We start from the raw sequence: 12,184 nt of genomic DNA on the forward strand, positions 1-12,184 counted from the left end.
ATAGACCAATAGACCAATATAAAGTGTTACCAACATATGACTTTGATTAGCGTTACTTAAGACGATAGAGTTGAAATTATCATTACTTAAGATAATAATAATTTTCTGTTATTTATTGGCTTTGTTATTTATAGGCTTTAGTATTTGAAGGTGAGTATGATTAATCCACTTTGGCTCAATACGTTTAAGACTCTGGTTGAAGTTGGTCATTTCACCCAAACGGCCGAAAAGTTGTACATGACACAACCTGGAGTCAGCCAACACATCAAGAAGCTTGAACAAGCTTGTAATTGTGACCTGCTCTCTCGAGAAAATAAGAGCTTCGAGCTGACCGAACAAGGTCGAATTATGTATCGCTATGCGCTCAAACTAGAGAAAGACCAAGAAGATATTTTTGAGTCTCTGAGTTTTGATAATCCTTATGCTGGGCAATGTCACTTGTCTTGCTCTGGTTCACTCTCTTTGCGTCTGTATCCCAAGCTTCTTGAACTTCAGCAGCAACACCAAGAGCTCAGCATTAACTTAGAAGCAGCTCCAAACAAAAAGATATTGAATGACCTAAGTGAAGGCACTACCGATATCGGCATTGTTAGACATTCCCCGAACGACAGCTACTACCAAAGCCAAGTCATCGGTAAAGAAGCACTGTGTCTTATTGTTCACCACAGCCTTGCTGATTTAGAGATAACGCCGCAAGTATTGAACGACATTGGCCTTATTGCCCACCCAGATTCCGCACACTATCTGTCTTTGTATTTCGACCTTTGCGGAGATAAAGACTTAGCGAACATCAACGTTAATGAGATACCAAGATCTGGCTACATCAATCAGCTTCACCAGATCTTGCTACCCGTATCAAAAGGATTAGGTTTTACCGTGTTACCGGCTGGCGCGGTTGAACACTTCCCAGATAGAGACAAGCTACACGTTGTGCCGCCAAAGGTAGAAGTTGAGGAAACGTTGTATCTGGTTCAAAAACGAAACCGAAAACTGCCGCACCGATACGATACGGTTGTTGAATTGATCAAACAGAATGTGAGTGGTTAGTTCGGTATAGATAGATTTAAAGCCTTTAGCTAGCGCGTTATTTCGCTGTAAGAGCTAAAGGCTTTAATGTTGAAGTGATATTTATAAAAGACAACTACTCAGAAGCGCCAAGCCCCTCTTTGGCTCGTTCAAAGTCATAATTATCTAACGCACTTTGAACATCTTTAAGAACAACAGAATGTGGATACTGTGCCAGTAACTCAGTCACATATTGAGTTGCATCGTTATCATACACATCCAGCAGTGATAGCAACTGAGCATGCTGTTCTGACGTGATGCTCGGTGAGTCAGAGGTATCAGCAAGACTCACATCGGCTACTTCAGAACTTGTCGTATTAGATCCTTTGGCACCAGGCACATCAAAGCTGATCTCAACTGCTTTAATCAGTTCAATTAACCCAAGCTCACCTTGTTTAAGATCCTCTTCATCACACGCCTTGTTATGAGCTTTGCTTTCTAAATCACTGAGTAACTCTGCCAATCGCAACCCACCAATCGAAGCTGCCATGCTTTTTAAGGTATGTAGATTACGCTCTAACGTCTCCCATTCGCCTTGTACTAAGCTATCAAAAGCATCCGACATCATGTCTGGTGATCCTTTGCAGAACCTATCAAGCATTTTGGCTTGCAGTTTCACATCATGATAAGTCAGTTGCTCAAACCTCGACTGAGAGAAAACAGGCGGTTTTATGTGAGTATCAGAGTGTAATTCCGCACTCTCATCAGAATCACCTGTCTGTATCGCATCTGAATGCGTTCTACCTTCAACTAATACCTCAGGAACAATGTATCGAGTAATCAGAGACATCGCTTTATCAATAACAATAGGCTTGTCTAAGAAGTCCGTGACACCCGCTTCCCTCGCTCGTTGTTTCGCATCAGCAAAAACATTGGCTGACATTGCAATAATCGGTACATCTATATCGAATTCACGAATCAAACGGGTAGCTTCAAAGCCGTCCATAATCGGCATTTGAAGATCCATGAAGATTATTTCGTAGTCGTTGTTTTTAGCTAACTCCAGCGCTTCCTTTCCGTTTTCAGCAAGATCGGCATTTAATTTAGAGCGACTGAAAAATGCTAAGGCTAGATCTTGGTTCAGCTCATTGTCTTCAACCAATAACACTCTTTGGCCTTTGAACTCTATCTGGTAATCCAGTTGCAGTTCTTGGGCTTTGAAGTCGGCTAACGCATCCGAGCTTGATCGTGGCAATGTCAGTACAAAGGAGAACTCACTGCCTTGCCCGTAAACACTCTCCACCGTAATTTGACTGCCCATCGCATGCACTAATTTCTGGCTAATGTTGAGTCCAAGCCCTGTACCGCCAAACCGACGTGTCGTTGTGGTATCCGCTTGGCTAAAGGCTTCAAACAGCTTGTGACGGTTCCCATCCGAGATGCCTATCCCGGTATCCATCACACTCACCTTCATGGTTAGACTGCTATCGTTCGAGTCAACATGCTCCACCGTTAACGCTACGCTGCCTTTTTCCGTAAACTTAATCGCGTTACCCACAAGGTTGAGTATGACTTGGAACAACCTCAATGGATCGCCTTGCAATGGCGTGTCTAACTCAGAGTCTATGACCATCGACAAATTGAGCTGCTTCTCAGCCGCTTTCGACTCCATCAGCTCAATCACATCTTTAAAGGTCGTTACGGGATCAAACGGGACGTTATCAATAACAAGTTGTCCAGCTTCTATCTTTGAGAAATCAAGGATGTCATTGATGATACCGAGTAACGAATGGCCAGAACGGTGCACTTTCTCAATATAATTTCGAGCGACAGGATTAGATATTTCGCCAATCGCCAGATAAGACAAGCCAATAATGGCATTCATTGGGGTTCTTATCTCATGGCTCATATTAGCTAAAAATTCCGATTTAGCTTGGCTCGCCAAATCGGCTCTCTGTTTTTCTTCTTCCAATTGTTCGTTAAGGCGCTTCATTTCTGAAATATCGAATGCCCAAAATAGTGTGGCGACTTCCCCATCAATCTCAAAAAGATAGTAACTGACCAAAGCAACAAATCGGGTTCCATCAGACTTTCTGAGTACCAACTCCCTATTTTCAACTTTACCGTTAAGGTCGAGCTCTTCATGCACGCCATCACGAACGCTCAGCGAGTCATGGATAGCGGCAACGTCGATAGAAGACAACGCCTGATCTTCCACGCCAAACAAACGTTTTGCCGTATCGTTCGCGTAACGAACCTCTTCTTCAAATACCACGCTGGCTGCAATTGGAGAGCTATTTAGCATGTTGTAGAGTTGGTTCTGCGCCTTTTCCAGAGCTTCGGTCGCTTCCTTAGCAATACTGATCTGCTTCGCTAATTTACGATTCCAGAAAATAATAAGAAGAAGGATCACCAGAGAAAAAACCGAAATGGTGTAAACCAATTGATAATCAACTCTTTCTATCGCTTTGGGTGCAGCCCATTTTGCAGAGATCTTCTGGTGTTCTTCAGCTGAGATACTGCCTATCGCTTTGTTCACAATAGACAACAGCAAAGGTTCAGATTTGATGACATGCAGAGTTGGCGACAGGAAGAAGTCTAATCGACCGATGATGCCAATTCCTCGATAGCCAAATGAGTCGATTAAGTAATTTAAGACGTCAACGGTATCAATCATCGCATCAAACTCACCCGATTCGACGAGCTCTAATCCATCATTAGTCGATGACACCATCGACCAATTGATCTCAGGGTAACTATCCACAATAGCTTCTGTGTTGGCTCCCCCTTCTAAAATACCTATTTTCCAACCTGCAGCTTCTTCTAAGACAAGGCTGTTCACATCTCGACTTGAGGCAATAGCCAAACGACTAGAAAATAACGGCTTACCCGCCTTCACGCCCTCGCCAAGCGAACGATTCTCCACAGCGGCCGACACAAGGTGCACTTTTCTATGGTCAACGAGTCGTCGAGTCTCCTGCCAACTGCCGACATCAACATGTTCCAAGCGTAAACCTGTTTTCTGCTCGATCAGCTTTAGGTAATCATCGATCATGCCGATGTATTCCCCTTTGCTCGATACGGCTTCATAAGGCAAAGAGTTAGGATCAATACCGATTTTCAATACTGGATGAGATTTTATCCACTGACGTTCATTTTGACTAAGATTAAGAAGTTCACCGGCTAAACTGTTCGATTGATAAACATCTGAAATATAACGTTTTGCACCATCTCCGAATGAATCAAACTGCTCAATGGCAGGGAAATAAACATAACTTCCTTCCACGGAATCCACATCGAAATAGAACGTCATAAACCCAGCATTGGTGCTGCCCGTCTGCGTTTTATAGCCAACGCCTTTCGTTACGGATGACAATTTAGAGGTGTTTTTCCTGTCCAATGATGGCGTTGATACATCTCCTAGGAACCAAGATTCAAGCGGTCGCTTATTATTATCAGCCAGTGCCGAAATAACCATGAAAGTATTATCTGCATCAAATATGTCAAAAATCTTAGGCAATTCGTCAAAGCGATCATTAACAATAAAGTACGCTGAGATTTGAGCAATAATATCGGCCTTCTTCAGAACCGGAGTCAGGTCGTTCTTAATTTGTCTTCTAAGAATTGGCTCAAACTCCCCGTCTTCCCTTTTCAGGTTTGCCAATGCGGCATTGAAGCGGTCTCTTAGCTCAGCCCCCCTGAAATCCACGTAGATGGGATAACTGACTTTATAATCTTCATGGATCTGAATCTCGCGCATTTCAATAAACCGGGTATTGGTGACAAACCAGGTTAACACGCGCCTTTCTACCATCAGGAGATCAACATTTTGAGCTCTCAGTTGGGAAAACGCCGACTCTAAGCTGTCGAGATCATCTATCCGATCAATGCTCAATTGGCTTTCCAACACTTCTACGGAGTTTTTAATCGGCGATGTTTCATCGAACAACAATGCACCTAAGGACAAATTTTTTGCCGACTTCAAATCCAGCTTACGCCTCTTTAATGACACTGGCACAAAATCAACATCCATCACCTTGTCACTGACAAAGTGCAATGAAGAGTCATCACGTTGAACGCCAGAAACAAATGATATTGAGTTGTTGTTATCGATAGCTTGACGAGCTGCAGTACGAGGCAAAGTGACAACGTCACCCAATCGATACCCCATATCGTTCAATGCCCTTTGCATAATGTCATGCTCTAAGCCAACAGAAGTACTGTCTGGATACATGTAAGGCGGGTTGCCGAATCCAAATACACCTTTAATGGGAGAGCGATAAGGCGAGTCATCTAACCATTTAGATAAAATGCGGTTCTTTTTACTGATATCAAACGTTGCAATCTGTTGATTCAATAAGTTAAGCAGCTCATTGTCGTTTGAACGAATAACCATGGCTGCTTTGATGTTCTTCCAGCGATCAAGTACATGGTTGACCGCTAAATTCTCGACTCCGCTTTTATGAGCAAGATCCATGGTGGTTACAGGTTCAGCCAGTAAGCCATCAACCGACCCATCTTCTAATGCACGAATAGCATCAATGGCCGTATCGAATTCAACTCTCTCAATCGAACTAAGCTGCACGCCAGATCGCTTTAGGTCGATGCTTTCTCGAACCATGGCAATTCGCCTTTTGGCCTCTTGCTCTATTTTATTATTGAGATGATCTTCGGTAGGAAGAATGACGGCAATTTGGTACGAGATATAAGGATCAGTTTGAAGGAAACGTCCTCCTTCGCTGGGATCAAACTGTTGAAACGGAAACACATCGCCTTTCCCGTCTAACAAAGCTTGCTTTGCTTCAGCATGAGAATCTACGCTGATGAAGTTGGTTTTTACGTTGAAACGCTCTTCAAGATCGTAAGCCCAATCTCGAATAATCCCGTCGACTTTTCCGTCATCACCAATAAATGAGTAAGGATAATGACTGGATAGTGTAACAAACGTGATTTCACGATCAGGATCTTGCCATAGGTTTGGTTGTTGATCCGGAGCAGCCTCAGCGTTAACGCTAGCGGCACGAACAACGAATACAACAAACAAAATTATGGCGGTGACATAACGCTTACCCCACTTACCCCACATCTGCCAGAGGTCACTCATCTTTGAACTTCTCTTTAATCTCTAGAATCTCTGGCAATTTAATGAAAAACAGATCAACGATAGTCGGGTCAAAATGCTTACCTTTCTGCTCAGTGATTAAAGCCAAAGCATCTTCGACACTCCAAGCTTTTTTATAAGGGCGTTCTGCCGTTAGAGCATCAAACACATCAGCCACAGCAGCAATTCTGCCAACCAGTGGGATATCTTCCCCTGCCACTTGACTCGGGTAACCAGAGCCGTCCCATTTCTCATGGTGACACTGCGCCACTTGAATCGCCATGCGCATCAGTTTTGAATCACTTTGCTGCCCTAAAATCTCCACACCATACTCGACGTGCTTCTGCATGATCGCCCACTCTTCCGCATCGAGTTTTCCGGGCTTAAGCAACACGTTATCAGGGATACCTATCTTACCAATATCGTGCATTGGCGCCGCGTCACGGAGCGTTTCGGCATCTTCGTCAGTCATGCCCAACGCCTTGCCTAGCACCTCACAGTAGTGACTCATGCGCTTAACGTGCATACCCGTTTCGTTGTCTTTAAATTCCGCTGCTCTCCCTAAGATATTGAGCGTCTCAAGTTTACCTAGGTTGATCTCGACGGTTTTGTCTTTCACTTGATGGAACAGCGCTCGTTGTTGGTCATACAACGCGATGTGGGTTTTGACACGCTGGAGCGCGATTTCAGGCGTAATTGGTTTCGTTAGGTAATCGACAGCACCTAAAGACAAGCCTTTCACTTCGGCTTCTGGACCAATTGTGGCGGTCACGAAAATGATAGGAATGTGAGCCGTATTCGGCTGAGCTTTAAGTTGGCGGCAAACCTCGTAACCATCAATGTCAGGCATCATGATATCAAGGAGGATAAGGTCTGGCTGCGGCACCATCTTCGCAATCTTGATACCAATGGTGCCGTTAATCGCCACTTTCACTTGATAGGTATCTTTGAGTATTGCCGTTAACACATCCAAGTTACTTGGGGTGTCATCCACGACTAACACTATGGGTTTCCGACTCATTGATACCTCGTATACAAATCAAACAGTTATAACCATAGTGTAGAACGGTTTTCAGAGGTTAAGCAGAAAAAAAGCAATTGATTTTCAAAAATGAAGAGTAGATCTGTGAGTGACTTCAAACTGGCGTTATTAGAAGTACGACCAGTCAATATTACGTCAGTTAAGTTATTAATATACAAGGGGAATTACCTTTGCATTGCAACATTTCACTAACAACACAGATACTATCCGAAAACAAAAAGAGCTCCTCATATGGGAGCTCTTTTCGTTCAACGGCTAGAAAGCAAAACAACCGAGTTATTCAGTAATCTAACGACCAGAGTAATACATACAGATTCGAACACCATCGAACTCACGAATCTCAAATGGGATCTCGTAAATCGACTCCATCACTGATTTTTCAACCACTTCCGCAACCTTACCTGACTTAACCACTTTTCCTTTCTTCATCGCGACAATGTTATCTGAATAGCAAGACGCGAAGTTGATGTCGTGAATCACGATAACGACCGCTTTATTGAACTCATGCGCTAAACGACGCAACGTCTGCATGATTTCAACAGAGTGTTTAATATCAAGATTGTTCAGTGGTTCATCTAGGAACACATAATCCGTATCTTGTGCCACAACCATCGCGATAAACGCCATTTGACGCTGACCACCACTCAACTCATCAAGGTATTTGTTTTGGATATCGGTAATGCCAAGGTGTTCGAGCGCTGTATCGACGATCTTATGATCTTCGTCTTTCAAGCGACCTTGGGAATGCGGAAAACGCCCAAAACAGACCAACTCACGAATCGTAAATCGCATATTGATGTTGTTTGATTGTCTTAACACGGCAAGGTGCTTCGCTAACTCTTTGGTATCCCACTCAGCCAGTAACTTATCGCCAATAACCACTTCACCCGCGTCACTGTCTGTTAAGCGACTCGCCATTGAAAGCAGCGTACTTTTACCCGCACCATTTGGGCCAATGATAGAAGTTACTTCGCCTTTCGGGAACATGGCACTGGCATCATCCACCACAAGTGTCTTGCCATACTTCTTACTTAAACCTGTTAATTTAATCACTACTTACTACCTTTACTGAATTCTGGTGCGTAACAACAAGAACATAAAATACAAACCGCCGACCAAGTTAATGATCACACTCACTGTGGTTTCAAACGCCATTACTTTTTCGATAAACCATTGGCCTGAAACCAATAGAACGACCGCTAACAAACTGCTTGCGATGATAAGCACACGATGTTGATAAGATTTGAATATCTGACGAGCTAAGCTCACGGTGATTAAACCAAAGAACAGCACTGGGCCAACCAAAGCAGTCGATACCGCGACCATCACTGACACAATCACCAAGGTAATCTGAGTCAGTCGCTTGGTGTTCACGCCTAAGCTTGTTGCGTTATCAACACCAAGCCAAAGTACATCAAGCTTAGGCGCTAACAACCAAAGGCCAAGCAAGCTCAAACCCAAAGGAATAAGGCTGAGGTAAACCAACTCGCCTTTCACGTTATTGAAACTTGCGAACATCACATTCTGCAGCACCGCGAACTCGTTCGGGTCAATCAACATCGCTAAGAAGCTAGACAGACTCGAGAATACGCTGCCACACACAATACCAATCAACAGCAGTGTAAATACGTTGTTTCGCTTGCTCTTAAAGTAGAAGTGGAACAGGGCAAATGAGAACAAGATCATCACAGTCACAGACAACGAAAAGTTAGCGATGGAATCAATCACCCAGAAACTGGTACTGCCAAATACAAACAGAAGCACCGTTTGAACCAGCATGTACAAACTGTCAAAACCCAAGATGGATGGGGTTAAAATTCGATTGTTAGTAATGGTTTGAAAAACCAATGACGATGCAGAAATCGCTACCGCCGCCAACACAATCGACAACAGTTTTGGTAATCGCAGAGACAAGAAGAACTCGTAGTTATCCCACGTCAGCCCCTGCCCGATGAATAGCGCTGTCATACCCAAAGACGCGATAGCCAGAATCGCAATTTTTACTGAATCACGCATTCGACTTGTCTCTCATGATTAGGTAAATAAAAATCATGCCACCAAAGATGCTGATTACCATCGAGATTGGAATCTCATAAGGGAAGATGACGATTCGAGCTAGCAGGTCACAAGCCAACACCAAGATCACCCCCCAGTAGGCAGTCCAAGGCAGAATCTTCTTCATGTTATCGCCCATCATCAGCGACACGATATTCGGCACGATAAGGCCAAGGAATGGGATAACACCAACGATCATCACCACAGAGGAGGCACTGATAGCCACTAACGCAACACCAATGAAGACGATCTTCTGATAATTCAAACCGATGTTTTTCGCGAAGCTCTCACCGATGCTCGCCGCACTGAACTGGCTCGCGAAATAGTAAGCCAATACACAAGCAGGCACCGCGAGATAAAGGATTTCATAGCTGCCCTGCAACACGCTCGCAAAGTTCGCCATAGTCCATGCCGACATGGTTTGTACTAAGTCGTACTTATAAGCAATAAAGGTTGTTAGAGACGAAACAACGTTGCCATACATAATGCCAATCAAAGGCACCAATACCGCGTTCTTAAACTTGAGGTGTTGTAGGAAGCGAACCAATAGCATGGTGCCAAACACTGCAAACGCGAAGATAAAGCCTAAGTAGCTCCATTGCGCAGCATTGCCTAGCACTAGAATGCCGACAATGTAACCCAACATCGCACAGTCAATGGTGCCCATCGTCGAAGGCGCGGCAAACTTGTTCTGTACGATTTGCTGCATGATCAAGCCAGAAACACTCAATCCCGCTCCGGCAAGCACGATCGCGAGTAGTCGAGGAATCCGACTAACAATATAAATAGAATTGGCGTGTTGGTTGCCATTGAAGAAGTCACTAAAACTGATTTCAGCGACTCCAATCATCAATGACGCAACGCATAACACAACAAGAAATACAGCAGCTGCAATGGGTTTCAACATAGGAATAATACTAAAGATAGGTCTCGGGTAGCCCGTATAAAAAAGTGAAAAAGGGCTTATAAGAACACTCTTATAAGCCCGAAAATCTGATGGTTAGTAACTATTGAATCGTACGTTCAATGTCACTAAGCATTCTATGAATCGCTGTCACACCGCCACCCGCCAAATACCAAGCACTTGAATCAAGGTAAACGATATTGCCGTGCTGCGCTGCAGGTGTTGCCGCAACCAGTGGGTTATCAAACAGTTGTTGAGCGCGACCTTCTGATTTGCCAATCGCTTTTTCGCGGTCAAGCACGTAAAGCACTTCCGGTTTTGCATCAGCAATGTATTCAAAAGAGATTAGGTTGCCGTGTGTTCCTTTGATCGGAGCCACAGTTGCACTCTTTGATTCCACGAAACCAAAGTCATCAAAGATGATTGAGAAACGGCTGCCTTTGTTGAACATCGCAATGTTGTTACCGTTGTTCATTAGCATCATTGCTGAAGTTTCGTCAGACGCTACTTTGTCGTTTACCGCTGTGATAGAAGCTTGAGTCTCTTTAATGATCGCTTCGACTTCAGCTTGCTTACCAAAGATGTCGCCTAGCACACGCCAGTTTTGCTGAGCATCAGCCCAGTACTTGTCGCCTTCAATAGAAAACATGACAGTAGGAGCAATTTGTGCCAGTTTGTCGTAAACCTTAAGCATGCGGTTTTCCGCGATGATGATGTCAGGCTTCAACATGTAGATAGCTTCAAAATCAGGTTCGCTTAAAGAGCCTGTATTTGCCGTCGTATCTTTGTACGAAGCTAGGTAATCAGGCAGCAAGCTATGAGGCGCGCCAACTGGCTGTACACCAATTTTATCGAGCACGTCTAAGCTACCGTGGCCTAGAACCACCACTCGCTGTGGTACTTCAGTAAACTGCGCTGTGCCTTTCACATGCTCAATGGTGACGGTTTCCGCATGCGCGGTCATCATGAATGATGATGCTAGAACGATGGCAAGCCCGCTCAATAACTGGCGAACTGAATTGATTGTTTTCTTCATGTTTCTTCCTTTGCCATTGATACAAACCACCACTCATGACAATGAAAGTCACATTACTCATAGACGAGCATGGGGCGTACACAACTGCTAAATAACGATAATTTAAAGTCTGTCATTGGATTGACAACAAACTTGTAACGCAAGTGAGAACTATTATCAATTATATTTGCACTAAATTGGCGATACAACAACTTTATTATTCAGAAATGTAAAAGTGAGTATTCATATTTTGCGTAGTCAGGAGAGGTATTAGGAATCAGAAATATCAAAAAGACGCGAAGAGGAAAATACTCATCAACCTGAAGAAAAAAACAGATGGGGAAAGCACCCAAAAACCCTGTAATTACAACGCTGAACCCCAAAATCATGGATTGTAATTTACAATGTAAAGATCATATACAACAGAGACTTAATCATCACCAAATTAGCTGATCAATTAAACCCACTAATGACAACGAATACGAACAGCTGAAAAGCCAAGACTCAGTCAGATATCATGGTCAAATCCCTGACCTTCGCTCATTTAACCTTCAGTAACCGATGGTAAATCACCCAAAAATATTTTTGAATTTAATTGAAAATAGGGTTGTAATTTTGAAAACTAGGCGTATAGTTCGCCACCTGGCTCTAATCTATAGAGCTGTTAATGCTAAAGTAAGTCCAAGTTCCACATAGACAGTTCTCGATTCCCTCGTTACACCATCTCTGCGTCAGCTTTCACCCAGATAGTCATTCAATAGCTTTTAAATTCGATCCTACTACCGATCTATCGTCATTTGCTCTTTTGTCAGCGAAGTCAGAATAGATCGAGCACTTAAATACAAATGTAATAAACACAAGGCACAGTTATGTCACGCAGAACAACACGACAAACCCATTGGTACCAACTATCACGCGAAAAAACAGTCAATAAACTAAAAGGTAATCATAGACAGAACCTTAAGCACTAAGCTCAGCGTAAATTCCGTCTAACGTAATGTTTTCTTTAGACTTCCTCTGCGCGGACTTTTGAGCGTTCCTTAATATATAACTGGTAGCCCA

General features: G+C 43.5%; 7 protein-coding genes. 1 reads left to right on the plus strand and 6 read right to left on the minus strand.

All coding sequences use genetic code 11. From position 1 onward, the window contains the following. Window positions 1-156: 156 nt before the first annotated feature. Complete coding sequence (locus AB4623_RS22310) at window positions 157-1,047, plus strand: LysR family transcriptional regulator (protein WP_137001014.1); 891 nt, start codon at window positions 157-159, stop codon at window positions 1,045-1,047. Between the two features lie 94 nt (window positions 1,048-1,141). On the opposite strand, the gene AB4623_RS22315 is transcribed toward AB4623_RS22310, so the two are convergent. The 6 genes from AB4623_RS22315 to AB4623_RS22340 form a co-directional block, all read right to left on the minus strand. Further along, complete coding sequence (locus tag AB4623_RS22315) at window positions 1,142-6,109, minus strand: ATP-binding protein (RefSeq protein WP_372147399.1); 4,968 nt, start codon at window positions 6,107-6,109, stop codon at window positions 1,142-1,144. Continuing rightward, window positions 6,102-7,127, minus strand: coding sequence for an HD-GYP domain-containing protein (locus AB4623_RS22320; protein WP_372147400.1), 1,026 nt, complete (start codon window positions 7,125-7,127; stop codon window positions 6,102-6,104). Before AB4623_RS22320 ends, AB4623_RS22315 begins: the two co-directional genes overlap by 8 nt. 309 nt (window positions 7,128-7,436) lie before the next feature. After that, the gene (locus AB4623_RS22325; protein ID WP_010430471.1) at window positions 7,437-8,201 is read right to left on the minus strand and encodes an ABC transporter ATP-binding protein; all 765 of its coding nucleotides are present in this window, start codon (window positions 8,199-8,201) and stop codon (window positions 7,437-7,439) included. A gap of 12 nt (window positions 8,202-8,213) precedes the next feature. Further along, a complete protein-coding gene (locus AB4623_RS22330) occupies window positions 8,214-9,164 on the minus strand; it encodes an iron chelate uptake ABC transporter family permease subunit (protein ID WP_229647324.1) in 951 nt (316 codons plus the stop codon). After that, window positions 9,157-10,110: an ABC transporter permease gene (locus AB4623_RS22335; protein WP_017061896.1), complete on the minus strand. Its 954-nt coding sequence runs from the start codon at window positions 10,108-10,110 to the stop codon at window positions 9,157-9,159. The genes AB4623_RS22330 and AB4623_RS22335 overlap by 8 nt, the downstream gene beginning before the upstream one ends. Before the next feature lie 100 nt (window positions 10,111-10,210). Beyond that, window positions 10,211-11,143: a siderophore ABC transporter substrate-binding protein gene (locus AB4623_RS22340; protein ID WP_017061897.1), complete on the minus strand. Its 933-nt coding sequence runs from the start codon at window positions 11,141-11,143 to the stop codon at window positions 10,211-10,213. Between the last annotated feature and the right edge of the window lie 1,041 nt (window positions 11,144-12,184).

The sequence above is a fragment of the Vibrio sp. 10N.222.52.C12 genome, assembly GCF_041474215.1.
GTDB lineage: Bacteria > Pseudomonadota > Gammaproteobacteria > Enterobacterales > Vibrionaceae > Vibrio > Vibrio crassostreae_C.

Excerpts from the sequence above, each read along its gene's own strand:
- AB4623_RS22320 (WP_372147400.1), bottom strand. The coding sequence starts at position 7,127 with ATGAGTCGGAAACCCATAGTGTTAGTCGTGGATGACACCCCAAGTAAC.
- AB4623_RS22310 (WP_137001014.1), top strand. The coding sequence starts at position 157 with ATGATTAATCCACTTTGGCTCAATACGTTTAAGACTCTGGTTGAAGTT.
- AB4623_RS22330 (WP_229647324.1), bottom strand. The coding sequence starts at position 9,164 with ATGCGTGATTCAGTAAAAATTGCGATTCTGGCTATCGCGTCTTTGGGT.
- AB4623_RS22340 (WP_017061897.1), bottom strand. The coding sequence starts at position 11,143 with ATGAAGAAAACAATCAATTCAGTTCGCCAGTTATTGAGCGGGCTTGCC.
- AB4623_RS22315 (WP_372147399.1), bottom strand. The coding sequence starts at position 6,109 with ATGAGTGACCTCTGGCAGATGTGGGGTAAGTGGGGTAAGCGTTATGTC.
- AB4623_RS22335 (WP_017061896.1), bottom strand. The coding sequence starts at position 10,110 with ATGTTGAAACCCATTGCAGCTGCTGTATTTCTTGTTGTGTTATGCGTT.